This is a genomic window from Pseudomonas fluorescens (assembly GCF_001708445.1).
Classification (GTDB): domain Bacteria; phylum Pseudomonadota; class Gammaproteobacteria; order Pseudomonadales; family Pseudomonadaceae; genus Aquipseudomonas; species Aquipseudomonas gorinensis.
This window is the reverse complement of sequence record NZ_CP015637.1, coordinates 1,625,029-1,646,236: the sequence shown is the minus strand read 5'-3', so window position 1 is coordinate 1,646,236 and position 21,208 is coordinate 1,625,029. Positions and strand designations below refer to the sequence as shown.

At 61.3% G+C, this 21,208-nt stretch carries 21 protein-coding genes, 1 tRNA gene and 1 riboswitch; of the genes, 6 read left to right on the top strand and 16 right to left on the bottom strand.

Annotated elements, in window-relative coordinates; translation table 11 throughout:
- Positions 1 to 32: 32 nt before the first annotated feature.
- Entirely contained in the window at positions 33 to 950 is a 918-nt protein-coding gene (locus A7317_RS07425) for a LysR family transcriptional regulator (RefSeq protein WP_069075481.1), read from the bottom strand.
- Between the two features lie 95 nt (positions 951 to 1,045).
- Between A7317_RS07425 and A7317_RS07420 the strand changes: the two genes are divergently transcribed.
- Complete coding sequence (locus A7317_RS07420; RefSeq protein WP_069075480.1) at positions 1,046 to 2,212, top strand: MFS transporter; 1,167 nt, start codon at positions 1,046 to 1,048, stop codon at positions 2,210 to 2,212.
- Entirely contained in the window at positions 2,209 to 3,399 is a 1,191-nt protein-coding gene (locus A7317_RS07415) for an MFS transporter (RefSeq protein WP_069075479.1), read from the top strand. The genes A7317_RS07420 and A7317_RS07415 overlap by 4 nt, the downstream gene beginning before the upstream one ends.
- A 5-nt stretch (positions 3,400 to 3,404) precedes the next feature.
- Here A7317_RS07415 and A7317_RS07410 read toward each other — a convergent pair whose 3' ends face one another.
- Positions 3,405 to 3,647, bottom strand: coding sequence for a hypothetical protein (locus A7317_RS07410; protein WP_024073960.1), 243 nt, complete (start codon positions 3,645 to 3,647; stop codon positions 3,405 to 3,407).
- Positions 3,648 to 4,050: 403 nt separating this feature from the next.
- On the opposite strand from A7317_RS07410, the gene A7317_RS07405 reads away from it, so the two are divergent.
- A complete protein-coding gene (locus A7317_RS07405; protein ID WP_024073961.1) occupies positions 4,051 to 4,290 on the top strand; it encodes a DUF6124 family protein in 240 nt (79 codons plus the stop codon).
- A 68-nt stretch (positions 4,291 to 4,358) separates the two neighbouring features.
- Here the strand turns inward: A7317_RS07405 and A7317_RS07400 are convergent, their stop codons facing one another.
- Together A7317_RS07400 and A7317_RS07395 are read right to left on the bottom strand one after the other, a co-directional pair.
- Positions 4,359 to 4,664 (bottom strand): DUF6482 family protein, encoded by a 306-nt coding sequence (locus A7317_RS07400; RefSeq protein ID WP_024073962.1) that lies wholly within the window; start codon positions 4,662 to 4,664, stop codon positions 4,359 to 4,361.
- A gap of 20 nt (positions 4,665 to 4,684) precedes the next feature.
- A complete protein-coding gene (locus A7317_RS07395) occupies positions 4,685 to 5,209 on the bottom strand; it encodes a DUF3833 domain-containing protein (protein ID WP_069075478.1) in 525 nt (174 codons plus the stop codon).
- A 527-nt stretch (positions 5,210 to 5,736) separates the two neighbouring features.
- Here A7317_RS07395 and A7317_RS30570 point away from each other — a divergent pair.
- On the top strand, positions 5,737 to 6,105 hold the full coding sequence (locus A7317_RS30570; RefSeq protein ID WP_155766382.1) for a hypothetical protein: 369 nt from the start codon (positions 5,737 to 5,739) through the stop codon (positions 6,103 to 6,105).
- A gap of 9 nt (positions 6,106 to 6,114) precedes the next feature.
- Entirely contained in the window at positions 6,115 to 6,624 is a 510-nt protein-coding gene (locus tag A7317_RS07385; RefSeq protein WP_024073965.1) for a GNAT family N-acetyltransferase, read from the top strand.
- Between the two features lie 145 nt (positions 6,625 to 6,769).
- Here the strand turns inward: A7317_RS07385 and A7317_RS07380 are convergent.
- The 11 genes from A7317_RS07380 to A7317_RS07330 form a co-directional block, all read right to left on the bottom strand.
- Positions 6,770 to 6,843, bottom strand: a tRNA-Gly gene (locus A7317_RS07380).
- Positions 6,844 to 7,052: 209 nt separating this feature from the next.
- Entirely contained in the window at positions 7,053 to 7,937 is an 885-nt protein-coding gene (locus A7317_RS07375; RefSeq protein ID WP_069075476.1) for an alpha/beta fold hydrolase, read from the bottom strand.
- Positions 7,938 to 8,241: 304 nt separating this feature from the next.
- Positions 8,242 to 8,934 carry a 16S rRNA pseudouridine(516) synthase gene (locus A7317_RS07370; protein WP_069075475.1) on the bottom strand — a complete coding sequence of 231 codons (693 nt, stop codon included), beginning with the start codon at positions 8,932 to 8,934 and terminating at the stop codon, positions 8,242 to 8,244.
- Positions 8,924 to 9,130: a cysteine-rich CWC family protein gene (locus A7317_RS07365; protein WP_024073968.1), complete on the bottom strand. Its 207-nt coding sequence runs from the start codon at positions 9,128 to 9,130 to the stop codon at positions 8,924 to 8,926. The genes A7317_RS07370 and A7317_RS07365 overlap by 11 nt, the downstream gene beginning before the upstream one ends.
- Positions 9,131 to 9,178: 48 nt before the next feature.
- Positions 9,179 to 12,760, bottom strand: a complete 3,582-nt coding sequence (uca, locus tag A7317_RS07360; protein WP_069075474.1) for an urea carboxylase — start codon at positions 12,758 to 12,760, stop codon at positions 9,179 to 9,181.
- A gap of 330 nt (positions 12,761 to 13,090) precedes the next feature.
- Entirely contained in the window at positions 13,091 to 13,720 is a 630-nt protein-coding gene (locus A7317_RS07355; protein ID WP_069075473.1) for an urea amidolyase associated protein UAAP2, read from the bottom strand.
- Between the two features lie 9 nt (positions 13,721 to 13,729).
- A complete protein-coding gene (locus tag A7317_RS07350) occupies positions 13,730 to 14,455 on the bottom strand; it encodes an urea amidolyase associated protein UAAP1 (protein WP_024073972.1) in 726 nt (241 codons plus the stop codon).
- The gene (locus A7317_RS07345) at positions 14,452 to 15,216 is read right to left on the bottom strand and encodes an ABC transporter ATP-binding protein (RefSeq protein ID WP_069075472.1); all 765 of its coding nucleotides are present in this window, start codon (positions 15,214 to 15,216) and stop codon (positions 14,452 to 14,454) included. The genes A7317_RS07350 and A7317_RS07345 overlap by 4 nt, the downstream gene beginning before the upstream one ends.
- Positions 15,213 to 16,028, bottom strand: a complete 816-nt coding sequence (locus A7317_RS07340; protein WP_069075471.1) for an ABC transporter permease — start codon at positions 16,026 to 16,028, stop codon at positions 15,213 to 15,215. Before A7317_RS07340 ends, A7317_RS07345 begins: the two co-directional genes overlap by 4 nt.
- A gap of 12 nt (positions 16,029 to 16,040) precedes the next feature.
- Complete coding sequence (locus A7317_RS07335) at positions 16,041 to 17,108, bottom strand: putative urea ABC transporter substrate-binding protein (protein ID WP_069075470.1); 1,068 nt, start codon at positions 17,106 to 17,108, stop codon at positions 16,041 to 16,043.
- A 61-nt stretch (positions 17,109 to 17,169) separates the two neighbouring features.
- Positions 17,170 to 17,271: riboswitch (guanidine-I (ykkC/yxkD leader) on the bottom strand.
- A gap of 167 nt (positions 17,272 to 17,438) precedes the next feature.
- Positions 17,439 to 19,061 (bottom strand): methyl-accepting chemotaxis protein, encoded by a 1,623-nt coding sequence (locus tag A7317_RS07330; RefSeq protein ID WP_069075469.1) that lies wholly within the window; start codon positions 19,059 to 19,061, stop codon positions 17,439 to 17,441.
- A gap of 315 nt (positions 19,062 to 19,376) precedes the next feature.
- On the opposite strand from A7317_RS07330, the gene A7317_RS07325 reads away from it, so the two are divergent.
- Positions 19,377 to 19,742 (top strand): hypothetical protein, encoded by a 366-nt coding sequence (locus A7317_RS07325; protein ID WP_024073977.1) that lies wholly within the window; start codon positions 19,377 to 19,379, stop codon positions 19,740 to 19,742.
- Positions 19,743 to 19,998: 256 nt separating this feature from the next.
- Here A7317_RS07325 and A7317_RS07320 read toward each other — a convergent pair whose 3' ends face one another.
- Complete coding sequence (locus tag A7317_RS07320) at positions 19,999 to 21,111, bottom strand: enoyl-CoA hydratase/isomerase family protein (protein ID WP_069075467.1); 1,113 nt, start codon at positions 21,109 to 21,111, stop codon at positions 19,999 to 20,001.
- Positions 21,112 to 21,208: the final 97 nt, after the last annotated feature.

Genomic DNA, 21,208 nt, shown 5'->3' with positions numbered 1-21,208 from the left:
TCACGGCTAACGGGTTGACAGTATTACGGTGCTCATTTGTGGGTGCATTCAGACTTTGCTGGCGTTGCAGCTACCTCATCGATCACCGCCATAAAGGCCTGGACCGACAGGTTCGACTCCTCCTTGCGCGTCAGCACCAATAACTTTGCACAGGCATCCACCTCCACCAGTGGCCGATACGTCACCCCCTTGTTCATCAAGCTTTGCGTACAGGCCGGCACCAGCGCCACTCCTTGCCCGGCTGCCACCAGCGCAATGATCGAGGTGATCTGCCGCCCGGTCGGCCCCGCGTACAGGGGCACGCCGTGGTGGCGGTACAACTGCTCGATGGACTGGTTCAGCCCCGAGCCGTAATCGGCCGGGAACAGAATCAACGGAAATGCGCTGAGCCGCGCCAGGCTGATTTCGGCCTGGCTGGCCAACGGGCTGTCACTCGACACCGCTGCCACCAAGCGTTCCTCGCCCAACGACAGCGCTTGCACCGCGTCGTTTTGCGGCAACAGCCGGCTCAAGCCGATATCCAGCCGCCCGTCGGCCACTTGCGCACCAAGGCTGCCGGAGGCGCATTCCACCAGGGTCAGTTGCACATCGGGAAAGCGCTGGGCAAAGGCCTGGATCGCTTGGCTGAACAGGTCCGACAGGGCGATTGAACTCACATAGCCCAACGCCAGTTGCCCGGCCGTGCCCGCAGCCAATTTAGTGGCGATCACCTGTGCCAACTCAACCTGTTCCAACACGCCACGGGCGTAGGGCAGGAACGAGCGGCCCTGGGCGGTGAGCGTCACCGTGCGGCTGGTGCGATCGAACAGCTTGAAGCCCAACTCTGCCTCCAGCGCTGAAATCTGCCGGGTCAACGGCGGCTGGGCGAGGTGCAGGCGCAGGGCGGCGCGGCCGAAGTGCAATTCTTCGGCGAGCGTCAGAAAGTAACGCAGCTTGCGTAGGTCGAGCATCCTGGTCCTTGGGTATTGATCGGTCGGAAAACGGTATTGGTCACGATCATGCCGCTCATTCTATAAAAGCGTCACAAAATAAAACGAGAGCTTTCATGAAACCGCGCCTGCATTGTGCCCGCCTTGCCCTGTTCCTGTGTGGCTGCGCGGCGTTTCTCAACCTCTATGCGACCCAGAGCATTCTCCAGACGTTTGCCGAGTACTTTCATATCAGCGCCAAGGTCGCGGGCTGGAGCATTACCGTCACCACCCTGGCGGTGGCCGTCACGGCGCCGTTTGTCAGCCGTCTGACCGGGCGCTTCGAACAGCGCACGGTGATCGCCGTGGCTGCGCTGCTGTTGGCGGTGCCGGCGTTGATGACGGCCTATGCAGACAGCTTCGCCGAAGTGCTGGTGTGGCGCTTGATCGAAGGCATGTTGATTCCGGTGGTGTTCGCCACAAGCGTGGCCTACATCGGCGATCGCTGGCAGGGCGGCACGGTGACTGAAGTCACCAGCTTGTATGTTGCAGGCACCGTATTGGGTGGGTTCGCCGGGCGCTTCGTCACCGGCGTGATGACCGAATATGTAGGCTGGCGCGAAGCCTTTGAGTTGCTCGCGGTGCTGAGCTTGATGGTCGGCGGTTTTATCCAGTTTTTGTTGCCGGCCAACAACCGCCCACGCACCGAGCAGGCTAAAGGCTCTTCGTCAGGTGGGTTTCGCCGGCCGTTGCTGGCCGCTTATGCCGTAGGTTTCTGCGTGTTGTTTTCGCAAGTCGCGGCGTTTACCTACGCAGGTTTGTACTTGGGCCTGCCGCCATTCAACCTTGGGCCGGCGGCGTTGGGGACGCTTTACATGGTCTTTCTGCTGGCCCTGTTCGTGATCCCCATCGCCGGGCGCCTCAGCAAAGCTCGCCCTCACGCCGAACTGCTCAGTGTCGCTGCCATGCTGGGTGTCAGTGGCTCGGCCCTGACCCTGCTGCCGTCCCTGTGGTGCATCGTAGTGGGCCTGGCGCTCAGTTCCACCGGCGTGTTCTTGGCCCAGGCTGCCGCCAATGCGTTTATCACCGCCACCGCGCGCGATAACAAGACGGGCGCTGTCGGGGTGTATCTCACCTGTTATTACCTGGGCGGCAGTTGCGGCGCCATCGTCCCGGCGCTGATCTGGGATCGCTGGGGCTGGGGCGGCTGCGTGGTGCTGATCATCGCTTTCCAATTGCTGACCTTGTTGATCGCCTTGACCGGCTGGAAGCCCCTTAAACCTGAGCTGATTCCTACACCATGAACGACACTGTCGCTTTGCCTGCTTGCGAAACGTCCCGCCGCCGCCGTGCGTTGATCGCCGGTTGCAGCGCCCACGCCGTGCATGATGGCCTGACCGATGTCATCTACGTCCTGTTGCCGATCTGGCAGGCGCAATTTGCCTTGTCCTATGCTCAGGTCGGCCTGTTACGCGGTGCCTACTCCGGGGCGATGGCCGTGTGTCAACTCATGGCCAGCCGCGCCGCCAAACGTTGGGGGCGGTTACCGATGCTGATCGGCGGTACCGCGCTCGCGGGCGTCGCTTATTTGCTGGTGGGCCAAGCCACCGGGTTGACGCTCTTGTTGCTCGCGCTGCTCCTCGGTGGGCTCGGCGCCAGTACTCAACATCCATTGGCTTCCTCGATGATCACTGATGCCTATGAAGAGGGCGGCGGGGTCAAGCAGGCCCTGTCGCAGTACAACTTCTCTGGCGATATCGGCAAAACCCTGATCCCCGGCCTGGTAGGCTTACTGCTCACCGTGGTCAGTTGGCAGGCCAGCGCCACCGCTCTGGGGCTGCTCGGCCTGGCGGCCGCGGGACTGCTGTGGTGGCTTATCCCCACCCAGGTATCCGCGTCCACGGTCACGAAAAAAGCCAAGCCCCTCAGCGGCAACGGCTCTGCCACCGGCCTGCGCGCGCTGATCCTCATGGGCACCCTCGACAGCGCTGTGCGCATGGGTTTCCTCACCTTCCTGCCGTTTCTGCTGCAAGCCAAAGGCGCCGGTACCGCCGGCATCGGCCTGGCCCTGACCCTGCTGTTCATCGGCGGCGCCTTCGGCAAACTGCTCTGCGGCTACCTCGGCGCACGCATCGGCATGATGACGACCGTGTGGATCACCGAAGCCAGCACCGCGCTGCTGATTGTCGCGGCGGTGTATCTGCCGCTGAGCGGGTTGATGGTGATGTTGCCGCTGCTGGGGTTGGTACTGAATGGCACCTCCTCGGTGCTGTACGGCGCCGTGCCCGACCTTGCCGGCGCGGGCCAGCGCGAACATGCGTTTGCGCTGTTCTACACCGGCACGATTGGGGGTGGCGCGCTGGCGCCGGTGGTGTTTGGCGCAGTGGGGGATGCGCTGGGCGTGCCGGTGGCGGTGATGGTGTTGGCGGGGATGTTGTGTGTGACGTTGCCGTTGGCGTGGGTGGTGCAGAGGGGCGGTGTTGAGGTTTAAAAGGCTCACTCTCCAGTACTTGGCATTTTTTGCTTAAATGCCACGGAGTCGAACGGCTGAGGTTCTCGACTGGACTCACCCATCGCCAGTTCTGCCCGAATTTTCTCACGGGCTTTGGCCGCAAAACCGGCAGCCCTTAGGCGCTCTGATTTATCACCCTCTGCAATAACCTGAGAAAGGTATTCGTGGATGGCTTCCTCGCTGTCGAGCAGGTCAACAAGATCGAAAGCGGTCAATGGCTGAGTCATGATTAAACCTGCGTATGCATTTTTGGTGGGGTGGGGCTATCGAGAATGATGTGGGTGGTAGATTGAATTCAAACGGTCTTCAACGGCTATTTGTTGCCAAAAGCTTCAATTTCTTCACGCTTTGAGCATGGGTTTTAACCTTGCGGCATTGCCTACATAACGATCAGACTCGTCCGAGTTGTGCGCCTTGGGCGACCTCTTTAAGGTTCGTCAGCCGCTGCCCATCAGCGGTCGGGTTTAGTAGCCCGATACGATCAACGGCGTACAGCTGCTCTTATGGTGGCTGCACGCAGGGCGTCTTCGGGCGCGCCGGTTTCGTTGATTCGCCGGTCTACTAACCTGCGTACAGCCGCCACCCATTGTTTAGTAGCTCTGGTATGCGGTCCCTAACGAGGATCAACAGATGTGTACTGATTCATGCAACCCTGCCGTAAAACTGTTCAGCGTCCGTCCCGAAATCGACACTCAAGCGCTGCTCGCCAACGCCTACGAAACCATCGCCGGTGCAGGTGCCATGACCCACGAGTTCGTCGAAAGCCTGCCCTCTCAACAGCGCTACCTGGCCCTGGCCATTGAGCAAATGATTGAACTGGGCCTGCTGCTGGTCGAGGCTGTTCAGGACCGCGTGGACCGAGCCGCGTAGGTCACCCGTACGGTGTAAACGGCTTGCCTTCCCAGGCCGCCCATACCACGGGGGAGGGGAGCCAGCATTTAGAGTGTCGCCGCCAGCGAAAACGGAACGCGCAACGCACCGATAGGCCCTTCACGCGTGCCGCACATTTCATCGTGAACGCAGTGTTGCACCAGTACGCAAGGAAACGGCGGAACCCGCTGCAACAGGTCGCGTAAATGCGTGGTGGACCCAATGCGCATCGGCTTGCCGTGATCGTCCAGTAACGTCGCCTCGACGTGCTCCAGCCTGATGCGAGCGATATAGAAACCGCCCTCCAGGGACAGCAACTCCAGCTCACGTATTTCGCCTTTCTCGGCCAGCTCGGTGAGCATTTGCATATTCATGATTTACCCTCGCTCGGGGTTCATTGGCGACGAAAGAACAACGTGACCTGGCCCCACTCGACACCGAACTTGGACATGCTCGAGCGGTTGATCAAGGTGTCCTCGTCCATCAGGTACATCCAATCGTCAAAGCTGACTTCATACACCGAGCCATCCACCGGCAGATTGAGCCGGTAGCGCCAACGCAGCGCATTACCCGCTACTTCGCCGATGGCCTCGCCCACCACATCCCCAGCTCGTCCGCGCCAGCGCCCTGGGCCGTCCGGCGTCAGCGTCCACACCCGTTGCTGGCGTGTGCCATCGCTGTACAGGAAGCGCTCATCCAGAATCAACGCGTTGCCCTCGTGCCGGCTGGCAATATTCACCTCAAAGCGCTTGGCCACTTCCCCGGAACGCTTCTGGAAGATGCCCCAGGCTTTCACGGGTTTACTGAAGAAACGCTCCAGATCCAGTTTCGGTTGCTGGTCGGCGTAGTGGTCGACCTCAACGTTGCTGCAACTGCTCACACTCAATGCCAGCAACAGTGAAACCCATAGACGCGTCATGACCAGGCTCCTTGAACGTGCGAGGCGCGATGCCAACGCCCAGGTCTGATACTTGTACATATTTTATTGCTTGTACATGTTTTTGAGTGCGAGAGGGATATTGAAGTTTCGGGCATTGCCTACGCAATCATCGGAAGCGTCGGTGTTGTGCGTGTTGGACGAGGTACTTATGGTTTGCCAGCGACTACCTGCGCTTGACCGCGGCTGTATGCAGGGCATCTGGAACGTGCTGGTATCCGGAAAAAAGCCACCCCGCTTGCCCACCTGCGTGCAGTTGCTAACCCCATGGATCAAATGAGAATGGGTGGAGCAGGCCTTACAAAGCACCAGAGGGGAGAGGAGTGGTGGAAAAAGTCTTATGTGATCGTTTGGTGCAAAGTCTGTGGCAGATGGGCGAAGTCGTTCGAAGTGAACATGGGTGCGTATCGCGTTCTACCTCACTCAATAGGGGCAAGTCCGGGAGACGAGGCCTGAGGATAGGCGTCAAGTCGGATGTGCTAGGATTCACTGATACAGAGGGATGCATCGTGAACAAACCGGTTCAACCAAAAAGCGCGCAGCTGACCGCCGACAAGGTGTCGGCTGCTTTGTCAGACGCCGACGCGGTGGTTGAGCGACATGCCTCGAAAAGCCTGGCAAGTAGTGCGCTCAGTCGCACGAGTGGGCTTAGGACTCGTTCAATGCGTGCTATGCATCTTTCGAATGTGGAACGCGAGTTGGCAGAACTCAAGAAAGTTGTAGCAGCACTGGCTGTGCGCTCTGTCGTCCATGAAGAAATGGCTTTTGATTTGGACCATTACGGCGTCACTGTGCTTGATGCGGGTACCGCACACCAACTGTTGGATACACCACCGGAGCCGACAGAGGCTCTTCAAAAATTGCTCGCCTTGCGCTAAGGCCGCTCAATGGATTTTATTACCGTTGATTTCAACAAGTCGATTGACCGTTCTGCTTTCGATTGTGAAATTCACCCAGCGCTAAACACTTATATCGCCCAACATGCAGGGCAAGACGAAAAACGCAACGTTTCTCGAACCTTCATGTATATCGAAAAGGGTATTTTGCTGGGCTACTACGCTTTGGCCAATGCATCTGTTGCAGTTGACGAATTGAATGAAGACCAAAAAAGAAGAATGCCCGGATACCCCATGCCGGCGGTGCTTTTGAGTCGCTTGGCGATTGATAAAAGCAGGCAGGGCGTGGGGCTGGGCCAGCGGCTCATGTCTGACTTCTTCAGGCGGGTTTACACGGTGTCCAAACAGTCGGGCGTAGCATTTGTCGTCGTCGATGCGAAAGATCAGAGGGCTGCGAGTTATTACCAGGCTAAGTTGGGTTTCGTGGCGTCAACGAATAACCCCAGGCGTCTGATATTGTCCACGGCAACTCTGATAAAAGGATTCCGAGCTCTGGCTTGAGCTGCTGGTGAGCAGGAAGAATAAGCAGGGGCGTTCCCCAATAAAAAGCTGATTCTGGAAAACCCATAAAAAAACCGGCCACCAAGGACCGGTTTTTTTATGCATTCCCCGCCAAAACCCTGCTGGCGTGGAATCTATGTCTGAGTGGAGCGGGTGAAGGGAATCGAACCCTCGTTATCAGCTTGGGAAGCTGGAGTAATGCCATTATACGACACCCGCTCAGAGCGGCTGACTTTGTACCAGATGTGCGCCTGGATTTGAAGTTTTTCTTCGAAAAATGTGCAAGTTGCAGGCACTTGCCCTGGCGACGAACGGAGCCGATGTAGGAGCGAGCTTGCTCGCGAATAACTCAAGAGCGCCGCGTTCAACCAGGGAGCGCACGTCATCGTTGGCGATCTTCGCGAGCAAGCTCGCTCCTGCACGGTATTTCAGAGAGCAAAGGCATGCTGCGTCTGGCCTTGGTGATAACGCAATCGGCCGACCTTGCGTTCAGGTTTCAGGAAGCCCACCACCGCCTCCCGAGTGTCCCGGCACGCCGCCTTGTGCTCCATGTCCAGGAAGTGCCCGGTGGCCTGGATGGTGCTGAAGCTGCTCTTGGCCACGTATTGGCCGAACTGTGTGGCATCCTCGGCGCTGGTGTATTCGTCCCATTCGCCGTTCAGGAACAACACCGGTACGTCGATTTGCCGCGCGGCCTTGAGGTAGCACAGGCGATCGCTGTGCAGCACCTGGCTGATGTGAAAGTGCATCTGCCCATATTCGTGCTCGGCCAGGCTGCTGACATGCTTGTAGTTGAAACGCTTGAACAGCGACGGCAGGTGTTTACCGATGGTGCTGTTGACCAGGTGACCCACGCGGTCGCGGTCGAGGCTGCCGAGGTAGTCCACGCCACGCTCGAGGTAGTCGCGCATCGGTGCGTTGATCACCGGCGAGAACGAGCTGATCACGGCCTTTTCCACGTGGCGCGGGCGGGCGGCGAGGGCGACCAGGGTGGCGGCTCCGCCCCAGGAAAACGACAGCACGTGTTCGGCGGCGAAGTGGTCGATGAGTTCCAGGAGGATCTGGCCTTCAACTTCCTTCGTCAGCATCTGCTCATGACGGTTATGGATTTTGGAACGGCCGGCGTAGGGCTGGTCGTACAAAACTACATTGAACTGCGGGTACAGGCTTTTCACGGTTTGGGCGAAGGATGCCGTGGTGGCCATCGAGCCGTTGACCAGGATGATGGTCTTTTCAGCAGCATCCGCGCGATAGAACTCCGTGTAAACCCGATACTGACCCTGTATATCCAACACAGCGATTTCTGGCCTCATGTCGTAAGACTCCTGGCAAGCGGGTAGGGCGCACAGATCACTCTGCACGAGCTTTGTGACAGGTAGGCATACGCCTGGAAGATGAGGGCCCATGTCGATCCGATGACGGCTGGCCGACGGGTGTTGTTATGGCGGGCTGTTTGCCTGGGAGGCCCGTAGATCAAGCGCGGGCGGGGCAAGGTGTTTCTTGGAGGTTATAGGCGACTCGTCAGTCATAATTTGGCTGACGATTTGATTCAAGCAGTAGACCGGGGATGCCGCAAGTCACACAAATGGGTTTTTGCCATCACCGGCCGAACGGTCGTCAGACCTGTCGGATTTCTTCCTCGGACAGCGTCCGATACTCGCCTGGCGCCAGGGCTGCATCCAGTACCAATGGGCCCATTCGCTCACGGTGCAGGCCGACCACTTTGTTGTTGAAGTGGCCGAACATGCGCTTCACCTGGTGGTAGCGGCCTTCGATGATGCTCAATCGTGCCAGGCGTGGCCCCAACAGCTCCAGCTCGGCCGGTTGAGTCGTCAGGTCTTCAAACGCGAAATACACGCCTGCCGCAAAGGTTGCCGCGTATTCGGGGCCGATGGCCTGCTCCGTCTCTACCCGATAGACCTTGGGCAGCTTGGTCTGCGGTTGCGTCAGGCGCCGCGACCACTGGCCGTCATTGGTGATCAGCATCAGGCCGGTGGTGTTGAAATCCAGACGACCGGCGATATGCAGCTCGCTTTTGTCCGGTTCATCCAGCAAGTCGAGGACCGTCGGGTGTTGCGGGTCCGAGGTGGCGCTGACACAGCCCTGGGGTTTGTGCAGCATGAAATAGCGCGCCGGTTTGCCTGCCTGCAGCACCTCATCGTCAACACACACGCGGCTGAATTCGCGCACTTCATGGTGAGGGTCACTGACTGCCACGCCATCTACCGTCACCCGCCGCTCGACCAGTAACACGCGCACTTGCTGGCGATTGAAACGCGGCAGGTTGCTGAGGAAACGGTCAACGCGCATGGCGAAGCTGCTCATCCACCTGAGCGCAGCGCGGGCACAGGCAGGCCTGGTTGCGCACGTCATCGGGCAGCGCTTCAAGCACCGCCGGGTCGATGGTGACGCTGTAGCACCAGCAAGGCTGGTCGGCGGTGCGTGGGTCGGCCAGGGTGCAATCGTTGCGGGCACCACAGGCGGGGCAAAGGGTTGGCGTGGTCATGGTCGGTGGGGGCAGGGTCTCGGAAGTCCCTGCACGATACAGCGCCGGTCAGTCCCGTTCCAGCACCACGACCCGTTGCCCGGCGCCAATGCCGCTGCCCGGTTGCACCGGGATTTCCCGCACCGCTCCGGCAAAGGGCGCCAGCACGGGGATCTCCATTTTCATCGACTCCAGAATCACCAACACATCACCGGCCGCCACCCGCGCGCCCACGCTCACCTGCACCTGCCAGAGATTGCCGGCGATAGGGCTGTCGATGCTGTGTTCATTGGTCTTGAGCGGCGTGTCTTGTGCCGCTGGCGCCGCGAGCTCCTCGCTGTCGAAATGCGCCTGGCCGCTGGCAATCCAGCGTTCGCGTTCGGCATTGAAGGCGTGCTGCTGGTGCTCACGAAACGCGCCGATGCTGGCAGCTTCCCGTGCGAGAAACGCTTGGTAATCCGCCAGGTTCAGCGTGCTTTGTTCGATGCTCAGCTCGAAGCGTCCCAGGGGGAAATCCCGGCGAATCCGCACCAGCTCATCCGCGCTCACGGGATAGAACCGAATTTGATCGAAGAAGCGCAGCAGCCAGGGTTTGCCGTCAAACGCCGCCACTTCGCGATAACGGTTCCACATCTGCAACGTGCGCCCGACAAACTGATAACCGCCGGGGCCTTCCATGCCGTACACGCACAAATACGCGCCGCCGATGCCCACCGAATTTTCGGCGGTCCAGGTGCGGGCCGGGTTGTACTTGGTGGTCACCAGCCGGTGGCGCGGGTCCAGCGGCGTAGCCACCGGCGCGCCGAGGTAGACGTCGCCCAGGCCCATCACCAGGTAGCTGGCATCGAACACGGTGTGGCGCACCTCGTCGAGGTTGGCCAGGTCGTTGATGCGGCGGATGAACTCCAGGTTGCTCGGGCACCAGGGCGCGTCCTTGCGCACAGTGGTCATGTATTTGTCGATGGCCAGCTGGCACGCCGGGTCGTCCCAGGACAGCGGCAGGTGGACGATGCGCGACGGCACTTGCAGGTTTTGCCGGGTGCACACCGCGGTCCATTCGCGGCCGATCAGTGTCAGCAGGTCGGCCAGGGGCAGTTGTTCCGGCTGGTAGTGGATCTGCAACGAGCGGATGCCCGGGGTCAGGTCGATCACACCCGCCAGTGCGCGGGCTTCCAAGGCTTGCATCAGGGCATGACCGCGAAAGCGCAGCACCAGGTCCAGTTCGGGCGCGCCGATTTCCAGGAGCAGGTGGGTGTCGCCGGCGAGGCGGGCGACCAGGCGGGTGTCGGCTTGGCCGATGTCCAATACCACCGGTGATTCAATCGCACAGTGAGACTGAGTCGCCTGCGTCGCGGGCAAGCCCGGCTCCCACGTTTGATCCCATTTCAGGGCAAGGTCGCGGGCGGTCTTGAGGTCCACCGGTTCAAAGCGAATCTTGTCTCCCGCCTTGAGCTGGCCGAGCTGCCAGAGGTCTGCCTCGATCACCGTTACCGGGCACACAAAACCGCCCAGGCTCGGCCCATCCGGCCCCAGGATCACCGGCATGTCTCCGGTGAAGTCCACCGCGCCGATGGCATAGGGGTTGTCATGGATGTTTGAGGGATGCAGCCCCGCTTCGCCGCCATCCGTACGTGCCCAAAGAGGCTTTGGCCCGATCAGCCGAACACCGGTGCGGCTGGAGTTGAAATGCACTTCCCACTGCGTGGCGAAGAAGGTGTCGATGTACGCCGGCAGGAAGTATTCCGGCGCGCCGTGGGGGCCATAGATCACCCGCAGCGTGCGGACCTCGGGCAGCGCTTGCGCGACCCGTTGTTGCCCGGCGCTCAGGTCTTCCAACGGCAACAGATGCAACACATCGCCCGCCCGTAAAGCGCGCCCACCATGCCCGCCAAACTGGCCGAGGGTAAAGGTGCTTTTGCTGCCCAGGTAGTCTGGCACTTGCAGCCCACCACGCAGGCACAGGTAACTGCGCGCACCGGCGCCGGCGAGGGTGCCCAGGCTCAGGACCGATCCGGCTTCAATCAACAGCGCGGTGTTCATTGGCACTGCTCGATCATTCAACAGCAGCGGGATTTGCGCTCCCGTCACCGCAACAACCGCCACGCAATTGAAGCGCAATATCGGCCCGCTCATGGTGATTTCCAGCGCCGCGGCCCCCTCGGCGTTGCCCAGCAGGCGATTGCCCAGGCGCAGCGCGCGGCTGTCCATCGGCCCCGACGGCGGCACGCCCACGGCCCAGTAGCCGAGGCGGCCGGGATAGTCCTGCACACTGGTTTGCGTGCCTGCACTGATGACTTCAACGGTGTTGGCCACGTAGACCAGATCCTCCAGGCAACGGGTCCACGGCTGGCCATTGGCGAAGGGCGCGGCGAGCAGGATCTGGCGCAGGTAATCGCGGTTGGTTTCCACGCCGTAGAGCTGGCTATCGCTCAGCGCCTGATGCAGATCCAGGCGCGCCTGTTCGCGGGTGGGCGCCCAGGTGATGAGCTTGGCGATCATCGGGTCGAAGTAGGGCGGGATCTCACAACCGGCCTCCACCCAGGTGTCGATCCGCAAGCCCTCGGCCACCGGGAAATCCACACAGGTCAGCAAGCCGGGGCTCGGCTGGAAATCCCGCCCTGGGTCTTCGGCATACAGGCGCGCCTGGATCGCATGGCCTTGGGGTTGCAAGACCAGCGTCTGCAACGGCGGCATTTCACCCGCCGCCAGTTGCACCATCCAGCGCACCAGGTCGACACCCCACACCTGTTCGGTGACGCCGTGTTCCACCTGCAAGCGCGTGTTCACTTCGAGGAAGTAGAAGCGCCCGTCAGCACTGTCATAGATAAATTCCACGGTGCCGGCGCTGCGGTAATTCACGGCCTTGGCCAGGGTGATGGCGGCTGTGCACAGGGCCTCTGCCATGCCGTCGGGCAGGTTTGGCGCCGGGGTTTCTTCGAGGACCTTCTGGTTGCGCCGTTGCACCGAGCAGTCGCGCACGCCGAGGGCGATCACTTCACCCACGCCGTCGCCGAACACCTGCACTTCCAGGTGGCGCGCGTGCTCGATGTACTTCTCGATAAACACGCCCGCGTCGCTGAAATTGTTCTGCCCCAAGCGCTTGACCGCCTCGAACGACTCGCCCAACTCCGGCGCACTGCGGCATACGCGCATGCCGATGCCGCCACCGCCGGCCGTGCTTTTGAGCATCACCGGGTAGCCCACGGTGTCAGCGGCCAGCAAGGCGGCTTCAAGGCTGTCGAGCAACTCGGTGCCTTCCAGCAAAGGGATCTGATGTTGCCTGGCCAGGGCACGAGCGGTGTGTTTGAGACCGAACACCCGCAGCTGTTCAGGCGTGGGCCCGACAAAGGCGATGCCTGCCTGTTCACAGGCCTCGGCGAAGGCTGCGTTTTCGGAAAGAAAGCCGTAGCCGGGATGAATCGCCGTGGCGCCGCAGGCCTTCGCTGTGGCGAGGATTTTTTCCACCGCCAGGTAAGTTGCGGCTGCGGCGCCTTCACCGAGGCTGTAGGCCTCGTCGGCTTGCTGGATATGCAGGCTCGCCGCATCGGCTTCGGCGTACACGGCGATGCCTTTGACTTGCAACTCGCGCAAGGTGCGCAGGATGCGGCAGGCGATGGCGCCACGGTTGGCGATCAACAGTTTTTCGAACATGGCAAAACCCTGCGGGCCGTCCCGCAAAGTGAGGGAGCACTGCGGTCGTCCGCAGTGTGTGGTTAGTGTGGGAGGGGGCCACCGCTATCGGGGGCAAGCCCAATGCCTGTAGGAGCGAGGGGGACGCCTAGTTCTTGCTCGCGAAAAACGTCAACGGTAACGCGTGCATTCTGGATAAATGCAGTGCCTGTGAGTTCTTCGCGAGCAAGCTCGCTCCTACAGTGAATTAGGGCAAGTTCCCTCCCACATTGGATCTCTAGCGTTTTTGCAGGCATTGCCCGGCTCGGGATTGGCACAGGGCAAACAACCATTTACGCAGGCGCTTGAGTTTCAGTTCCATACCAGCAGCTCCGCCGGGGTCGGGTTGTAGGCGTTGCACGGGTTGTTCAACTGCGGGCAGTTGGAAATCAGCACGATCACATCCATCTGCGCACGCAGGTCGACGTACTTGCCGGGCGCGGAAATCCCGTCTTCAAAGGTCAGCCCGCCGTCGGCCGTCACCGGCACATTCATGAAGAAATTGATGTTCGGCCCGATGTCGCCTTTGCCCAAGCGACCATCGTGGGCGCAGGCGCGCAGGTAGTTGTCGCGGCAACTGTGCATGTAGCGTTTTTCCAGGGCGTAGCGCACGGTGTTGCTCTCTTGGGCGCAGGCGCCGCCGAGGGTGTCGTGGCGCCCGCAGGTGTCCTCGACGATGGTCAGCATCGGTTGGCCGAGGTTGGAATACAGCACGCTGCCGGTGCCCAGGTACACGCTGTTCTGCCGACGCAAGGTGCGCTGTACGTCGTAGCGTTCACGCGGGTTTTTCACGCTGTAGAACAAGGTGTCGACCGCCTGGTTGCCCTCAAGATCGAGGATGCGCAGGGTCTGCCCGGCCTTGACCTCCATCAGCCACGGCTCGCCGGCGGGAATGGTTGCGCGGTACACCGCCGCATCAGGTTGTTTCATTGCGATAGACATGACAGTTCCTCAGGCGAACAGGCGGTCGGTGTTGATAAAGCCACGCTCGTTTTCCGGGCGCGAAGTGCGGCAGTGTTCGGCGACACTTTTGTCGGCGTTCATCCAGCTGAGTTTCAGCGGTTGCGGGGCGTATTGCGGGTTGGGGTCCATCGGGTGTTGCAGCGCGGTGAGCACCACCAGGGTGTCCATCGGCGCGTAGAGTTCGATGTAGTCGCCGGCCTTGGAATTGCCCGGCACAAAGTGCAGGCCACCGTCGCTGTCCACGGTGACTTTGCTGAACAGGTTGAGGGTCATCAGCAGGTCGGACAGGCCCAGCCCCCATTTGCCCAACTCCACCAACAGGTTGTCGGTGCCGTTGCGGAAGAAGCCGTTGCGCAGTTCCTGATAACGGCCCTGGCCGTACTTCTCGGCGACTTCGGCGGCGCACAGCACGCCGCCGATGCTGTCGCTCCAGCCGCAGGTGTCGGCGGTGATCGCGGCCAGCACGCGGCCCATGTCCGAGTACAGGCAGTGGCCGGTGGTGAGCTTGGCGGTGTGTTGGCATTTGAGGCTGTCGGGCAGGTTCAGGCGCTCGGTTTTTTCGTTGGCGTTGAGCAGGGTCAGGCTGACGTTGGCGCCGCCGCGAAGATCGGTAAGGCGCAGCAGTTGGCCGCGCTTGAGCACGAACGAACGGTGGCCGCCGCCAGGCAGCATTTCTTCGGCGAAGGGTGGGAACAGTAGGGTGGAATCGGTCATTTGGAAGTGGCTCCAAGTTCGGCGGCGAGCGCCTTGCGGCGTTCGCTGTTCAAAGGGATGTCGTAGGTGATGCGCGCGCCATAGGCGCCGGGGGCGTGGGGGTCGACGCGCACCTTGTCGAACACCAGCAGGCGCGTGCCGAGGCTGAAGCCTTCGCTCAGGTCATGGGTGACCATGAACACCGTCAGCCGGGTTTCGCGCCACAGTTCCAGCAGCAGCTGGTGCATGTCTTTGCGAATGCCCGGGTCGAGGGCGCCGAAGGGTTCGTCCAGCAGCAATACGCGGGGCTTCATGATCAGGGCCTGGGCGATGGCCAGGCGTTGTTGCATGCCGCCGGAGAGCTGCGCCGGGTATTTGTCCAGGGCGTGGCCGAGGCCGACCTTCTGCAACAGCGCGGCAGCCTGTTCGCGGGCGTTCTTCTTGGCTTTCCCGAATAGCCGGCCCAGCAAGGGAGAACGTGGCAGTTCCAGGCCGAGGACGACGTTATCCAACACGGTCAAATGCGGGAACACCGAGTAGCGTTGGAACACCACACCACGGCTGGCATCCGGCTCGGCGGCGAGCGGTTGGCCATCCAGCAGGATCTGGCCCTTGCTCGCGGTTTCCTGGCCCAGCAGCAGGCGCAGGAACGTCGACTTGCCGCAGCCCGAAGTGCCGACCAGCGTGCAGAACTCGCCCTCGGCGACCTGCAGGTTCAAGCCTTCCAGCACCACTTGATCACCGTAGCGCTGCCACACATTGTTGACGCTGATAAAGCTCATGCGCGCGCTCCTTCGTACCAAGGGAACGCATGCCGGGTCAGGGCCTTGAGGCCCCAATCCATCAACCAGGCGAGCAGGGTGATCCACACCACGTAAGGCAGGATCACGTCCATCGCCAGGTAGCGACGTACCAGGAAGATCCGGTAGCCCAAGCCGTCCGTGGAGGCGATGGCTTCAGCGGCGATCAAAAACAGCCACGCCGAGCCGAGCATCAGTCGCAGTGAGATCAGCAGGCGTGGCAGCAATTGCGGCAACACCACGCGCAGCATCAGGGTCCAGGTGGAGGCGCCGAGGGTTTGTGCCTTGACCAGCAGTTCCACCGGTATTTCCCGCGCGCGCTGTTCCAGGTCACGGGCCAGGCAGGGGGTGACGCCGATGACGATCAGCATCACTTTGGACAATTCCCCCAGCCCGAACACGATGAACAGAATCGGCAGGATCGCCAGCGGCGGCACCATCGACAGCACGGTCAGCAACGGTGACAACGGCGCGCCAAACAGCGGCAACGTGCCGGCGGCAATCCCCAGGCACAGGCCGGCGAGGGCGCTGATGCCCAGGCCGATCGCCAGGCGGCGCAGGCTCGATGCGCTGTCCTGCCAGAGCACGTACTCACCGGTACGGGCGTCGGCGTTGAACGCCAGGCGCTTGACTGCGTCAATCATTTGCCCGGCACCGGGCAGCAGCTTGTCGTTGGGGTTTTCCGCCAGGCGCTCGGCCGAGCCCACGAAGTAGGCGAACAGCAGCAGGGCGAACGGCAGCACGACCAACAGCAGGCGGCTGGAGCGCTCCGGAACACGGTTGATCAGGCGCATGGCCAGGTCCTCTTACAGCTTGCCGTCGGCGGCCATCTGCACGTAGCTGGGGTCGAATTGCAGCTTGAGGTTGGCTTTGTCACCGCTGGTCACGCCGTTGGCGAAGCGCATACCCACCGCGCTGGCGTCCTTGGCGCCTTCACCCAGCAAGCCGTGTTTGAACGAGAACTCGGCGACTTTGCCCATGGTGGCGGGCAACTGTGGACTGGTGGCGAAGGCCAGGGCTTCCTTGGGCGTGGCGAACAACTTGGTGGTGTCCAGTTGCGACTGGAAGCCCGCAAGGTCGGTGCCGGAAGCCTTGGCCATATGTTCCAGGGCTTCGGTGCTGGCGGCGCCCTTGGCATTCATCAGGGCGACCACTTCAAACCAGGCGCCGGTCAGTGCTTTGCCCAGCTTGGGGTTGTCCTTGAGGACCTGGGTGTTGACCACCATCATGTCCATGATTTCGCCGGGCACTTTGCTGGAGTCGAACACTTGGCTCACGCCAGGCTTGGCCTTGATCTGCGAGAGCATCGGGTTCCAGGTGGTGACGGCCTGGACCTGGTCGGTGTTGAAGGCGGCGGCAATATCGGCGTCGGAAGTGTTGACCACTTTCAGGTCTTTTTCGCTGAGGTCCGCCGACTCCAGTGCGCGGGCCAGCAGGTAGTGAGATACCGAAAGTTCCACCAGGTTGACGTTCATGCCCTTGAGGTCGGCCACGGTCTTGCCGGTGCCCTTGATCACCACGCCGTCGTTACCATTGGAAAAGTCGCTGATCACCAGCGCGGTGCTGTCTACGCCACCGGCGGCGGGGATGGTCAGGGCGTCCATGTTGGTCATGGTGCAGCCGTCGAACTGGCCGGCGGTGTACTGGTTGATCGATTCGACATAGTCATTGAGTTGCACCATGTCGATGGTGATGCCGTACTTCTTGGCCCACTTGTCGAGGATGCCTTGGCTGCCGGCATACTCCCATGGCATCCAGCCGGCATAGATCGTCCAGCACACGCTGAAGTGGTCTTTGGCAGCGGCTTGGGTCTGGAAGCTCAGCACGGCGGCGAAGGCGGCGGCGAGCAGGGCGGGTAAACGGATCGAGGGCATTGGGGCTTCTCCAGTTGATCAAGGGCGAGCAGGAGCAACGCGGCACCGTGAACGGTGGCTTGTCTCCCGGGCTTTTATCCCGCCGTGTAACCTCAACTGGAGGTCGCCAACTCTCGGACCAGCCACTCGCTTTTCGCGAGCCGGAACCCTAGTCGGCCATTGCAAATTGTGGTGCCGCGAACCTGTATCAATCCTGCACGCAAGAGATAAAGCGAGAGTCGTGCCAAGTGGCTTCGATGCCCGGCTGTTCAGCCGGGCGGGCGGGAGAGGAGGGCGTAGAAGCGGGGGGTGTGCGCCACGCGGGTGCGCCGGCGCACTGCTATGAGGCGCTTACAGCTGGAATTTGCTGACCAGCATATTGAACGAGGTGGCCAGCCGCGACAGGTCCTGGCTGGAGGCGTTGGTCTGGTTGGCACCGGCGGCGGTCTGGGTCGACAGGTCCTGAATGTTGAGCAGGTTGCGATCCACTTCACGGGCCACCTGGGCCTGTTCCTCGGACGCTGAGGCGATCACCAGGTTGCGCTCGTTGATACTGGCCACGCTGGCAGTGATGCGCTCCAGCGCCTGGCCGGCATTTTGCGCCAGGGTCTGGGTGTTGTTGGCCCAGCTCAGGCTCTTGTTCATGGCGGCCACGGCGCCATTGGCGCCTGCCTGGACTTCACCGATCATTTTCTCGATGTCCACCGTGGAGGTCTGGGTGCGATGGGCCAGCGCCCGCACCTCATCGGCCACCACCGCAAAACCGCGACCTTGCTCACCGGCACGGGCGGCTTCGATGGCGGCATTGAGGGCCAGCAGGTTGGTCTGGTCGGCAATACTGCGGATCACATCAATCACCTTGCCGATTTCGCGCACCTGGCCGGCGAGGTCGGCGACCGATTGGGTCGAATCGTTGATCTCCACCACCATCGCGCTCATGCCGGACACGGCCTGCTCGACTTGCTGGCGGCCGTCCTCGGCTTCGGTGGTGGCCTGGCGCGACGCTTCCGAGGTCGATACGGCGTTGCTCGCCACTTCGTCGACCGCTGCGGTCATCTGGTTGACAGCGGTGGCAGCTTGTTGGATTTCGTCATTCTGGCGGGTCAGGCCACGGGTGCTTTCATCGGTGACCGCGCTCAGCTCTTCGGCTGCCGAAGCGAGCTGGTCGGAGGCGTTGGCGATTTCCGTCAGCGTACTTTTCAGGCCGCCTTGCATATCGGATAAAGCCATCAGCAATTGCCCCGCTTCGTCGGTGCGGTCGGTCGTGATGGCTTGGGTCAGGTCACCCTTGGCGATGCGCTGTGCGTTCTCAACCGCTTGTGCGATAGGACGGGTGATCAGGCGCGTGATCAGCACACCGGTGATGATCGCAATGATGAAGGCCAGGACAATGCCGCTGATCATCCAGGTCAATGCGCTGTCGCGCAGCTCGTCGGCGGCGGCAGCGCCTTCCTTGATCTGGCGGTTATTGGAATCGACCATCACGCGGATCAAATCGCGCGCCTGGCGGAACAATTCATTGTTGGTGCTGTTGAGCTGTGCGCGGGCCTGCTCGATCTGGCCACTGTCGAGCATCGACATAATGTGTTCGGAGCTGCTGGTGTAGGTTGGCCAGATCTGGTCGAGCTTGTCGCCGGCCGCCCGCTCGTCGTCTTCCAGGGGCGTGGTGCGGTAGGTGGCGTAGGCGCTCTGGCTGCGTTTGAGTTCGTTAGTGATGTCCTGGCGCACACGGTCGCGGTCTTGTTGGGAGACGTCGCCTTGGCTCGCATCCATCAAACGGTACAAACCGCGGTTGTGGGCCACCAGGCCATTGAGGGTAGCGGACGTGCCGCTGACGGACACCAGGTTATTGGAGAACGTCAGTTCCAATGCATTGGCGAGGCGGACCACGCTTTTGATACCCAGCAGCCCGACCCCGAGGGTGACCAGTGCACAGAGTAGAAATGACAGCAGCAGTTTGGTTGAGATTTTCATGGCTCGGATCCGGCGAAAGTGGCGAAGGATGCACGTTAGAGCCTCCCTGGCCTGTGCAATGTCATAGTGACATCATCGCAATCGGGAAAGTTTCGGGCCAGAAAAAATTACTGAATCGATAAATCTGGGTGATCGGTAAGCGCTATGCCGCAACGTGTCTGAAGGGGTGTGGCCGCATTTGGCATTGATGTATCAACTTGTAACCAAAACGCACCAGATTCGGTTTTTGATGTCAGATGTTTCGTCATTCGGTGAAAGCTGAATGCCGCCCCCCAGCGTCGCTGGAGGTGCTCTTTCGCGGTCCAGGAGGCCGCCATGTATCGACGACTGCTGATCAGCGCTTTACTCGGTCTGACCCTTTCCGCTTGTGTGCCTTACTACGATGGAGGCCAAAGCTACTACCGTTCCGAGGTCTACACCTCGCCGGCGCCGGTTTATTACTACGGCGGCGGCCCTGTGTACCGGCGCGACTATTATCCGTCGCCTCGCTACTACGCGCCGGCACCGCGTTATTACTCAGCGCCACGTTATTACCAGCCAGCGCCTCGTTATTACCCGTCAGGACCAAGGGCGGGTTACCGGCCTTACCCGAACCAGGGCTGGGGTGATCGTTGGAACAATGGCGGGCATGGACGCGGTGGCGATCATGACCGTGGAGGTGGCCGCGGCGGTCACCGTTGACAGGCCCATACCATAACTGTGGCGAGCGGGCTTGCCCCGCGTTGGGCTGCGAAGCGGCCCCAATAAGGCCACCGCGTTTATCCAGGCCTATTAAATCGCCAGGTTTTGGGGCTGCTGCGCAGCCCAACGCGGGGCAAGCCCGCTCGCCACAACAAGCCCATTCACCACAACAAGCCTGCTCGCCACAGGCTTATTGTTTGCTCGTTCTATCTTGGCATTCGCGCATGAGGCGCCGCTTTTTTATGGGTGCAAAGCGTCAGTAATCGGATAAGTCCGCCAGTGGATGCCGGCCTTCCCACGCCTTGGTGAAATGCGCCTGCACCACGGCGTCCGGGATGGTATTGATATCCGGCCAATGCCAATGGGGTGTCTGGTCCTTGTCGATCAATCGCGCACGTACCCCTTCACTGAATTCCGGGTGGCGGCAGCAGTTCAGGCTCAAGGTGTATTCCATCTGGAACACCTCGGCCAAGGACAGGTGACGGGCACGCTGGATCTGTTCCCACACCAGGTGTGCAGTCAGCGGGCAGCCTTCGCTCAATGTCTTGCCGGCGCGGTTGAACAGCGGGTCGGCGTGGTCGCGCAGCGGGCTCAAGGCGCGCCAGGCACTGCGTACATCACCGACGTCCAGCCACGCGTCGATCTGCGCCCGACGCGGCAGCCATTGGGCTTCTGGTTGCTGGCCGACAGCTTCCTGGGCCAGGGCCTTGAGCAGGCTGTTGAGTTGCATCGCGGTCTGTTCCTGCCAATTCAGTTGCAGCAGGCCTTCGATCAACTCGTCCTGTTGGTCATCGCGCAGAAAGCGGTCGGCCAGGCCCAGGTCCAGCGCGTCACGGCCATTGATGTGCGCGCCGGTAAGGCCAAGGAACAACCCCAGCTTGCCCGGCAGGCGCGCCAGGAACCAACTGGCGCCCACATCCGGGTACAGGCCGATGCTGATCTCGGGCATGGCCAGGCGGCTGCTCGGCGTGACAATCCGTATGGCCGCGCTTTGCAGCAGGCCCATGCCACCGCCCAGCACGTAACCGTGGCCCCAGCAGATCAGCGGTTTAGGGTAAGTGTGCAAGCGGTAGTCGAGGCGATATTCTGCGGCAAAAAACTGTGCGGCCAGGGCGGGCACTTCCCCCGGCTGCTCGCGGCAGGCCTGGGCCAGGCTGCGCACTTCGCCGCCGGCGCAAAACGCCTTGGGCCCGTTGCCACGCAGCAGCACGCAGACAATGTTCGGGTCTTTGGCCCAGGCCTCCAGGCGATCAGTCAGGGCCAGGATCATCGGCAGGGAGAGCGCGTTGAGGGACTTTTCAGCGTCAAGGCTGGCGATGCCGACGCGGGCGCCGTTGCTGCCGGTCAGTTCTTCGAAGTGCAGGTTCATCGTGACCTCAATCGAGAAGGTGAAGGATCAGTATGATCGCTTCGTGGGAAAGTGCCGGTGGTGTGTCAGATCAATTGACAAGCAGGGCCGGCTTTCC

What these genes read in the sequence shown, in the direction of transcription:
- A7317_RS07375 (WP_069075476.1), bottom strand. Translation starts at nt 7,937, where the DNA reads ATGAGGCCAGAAATCGCTGTGTTGGATATACAGGGTCAGTATCGGGTT.
- A7317_RS07385 (WP_024073965.1), top strand. Translation starts at nt 6,115, where the DNA reads ATGGATTTTATTACCGTTGATTTCAACAAGTCGATTGACCGTTCTGCT.
- A7317_RS07410 (WP_024073960.1), bottom strand. Translation starts at nt 3,647, where the DNA reads ATGACTCAGCCATTGACCGCTTTCGATCTTGTTGACCTGCTCGACAGC.
- A7317_RS07350 (WP_024073972.1), bottom strand. Translation starts at nt 14,455, where the DNA reads ATGACCGATTCCACCCTACTGTTCCCACCCTTCGCCGAAGAAATGCTG.
- A7317_RS07330 (WP_069075469.1), bottom strand. Translation starts at nt 19,061, where the DNA reads ATGAAAATCTCAACCAAACTGCTGCTGTCATTTCTACTCTGTGCACTG.
- A7317_RS07400 (WP_024073962.1), bottom strand. Translation starts at nt 4,664, where the DNA reads ATGAATATGCAAATGCTCACCGAGCTGGCCGAGAAAGGCGAAATACGT.
- uca (WP_069075474.1), bottom strand. Translation starts at nt 12,760, where the DNA reads ATGTTCGAAAAACTGTTGATCGCCAACCGTGGCGCCATCGCCTGCCGC.
- A7317_RS07420 (WP_069075480.1), top strand. Translation starts at nt 1,046, where the DNA reads ATGAAACCGCGCCTGCATTGTGCCCGCCTTGCCCTGTTCCTGTGTGGC.
- A7317_RS07415 (WP_069075479.1), top strand. Translation starts at nt 2,209, where the DNA reads ATGAACGACACTGTCGCTTTGCCTGCTTGCGAAACGTCCCGCCGCCGC.
- A7317_RS07335 (WP_069075470.1), bottom strand. Translation starts at nt 17,108, where the DNA reads ATGCCCTCGATCCGTTTACCCGCCCTGCTCGCCGCCGCCTTCGCCGCC.
- A7317_RS07370 (WP_069075475.1), bottom strand. Translation starts at nt 8,934, where the DNA reads ATGCGCGTTGACCGTTTCCTCAGCAACCTGCCGCGTTTCAATCGCCAG.
- A7317_RS07425 (WP_069075481.1), bottom strand. Translation starts at nt 950, where the DNA reads ATGCTCGACCTACGCAAGCTGCGTTACTTTCTGACGCTCGCCGAAGAA.
- A7317_RS07320 (WP_069075467.1), bottom strand. Translation starts at nt 21,111, where the DNA reads ATGAACCTGCACTTCGAAGAACTGACCGGCAGCAACGGCGCCCGCGTC.
- A7317_RS07340 (WP_069075471.1), bottom strand. Translation starts at nt 16,028, where the DNA reads ATGCGCCTGATCAACCGTGTTCCGGAGCGCTCCAGCCGCCTGCTGTTG.
- A7317_RS07365 (WP_024073968.1), bottom strand. Translation starts at nt 9,130, where the DNA reads ATGACCACGCCAACCCTTTGCCCCGCCTGTGGTGCCCGCAACGATTGC.
- A7317_RS07325 (WP_024073977.1), top strand. Translation starts at nt 19,377, where the DNA reads ATGTATCGACGACTGCTGATCAGCGCTTTACTCGGTCTGACCCTTTCC.
- A7317_RS07355 (WP_069075473.1), bottom strand. Translation starts at nt 13,720, where the DNA reads ATGTCTATCGCAATGAAACAACCTGATGCGGCGGTGTACCGCGCAACC.
- A7317_RS07345 (WP_069075472.1), bottom strand. Translation starts at nt 15,216, where the DNA reads ATGAGCTTTATCAGCGTCAACAATGTGTGGCAGCGCTACGGTGATCAA.
- A7317_RS07405 (WP_024073961.1), top strand. Translation starts at nt 4,051, where the DNA reads ATGTGTACTGATTCATGCAACCCTGCCGTAAAACTGTTCAGCGTCCGT.
- A7317_RS07395 (WP_069075478.1), bottom strand. Translation starts at nt 5,209, where the DNA reads ATGACGCGTCTATGGGTTTCACTGTTGCTGGCATTGAGTGTGAGCAGT.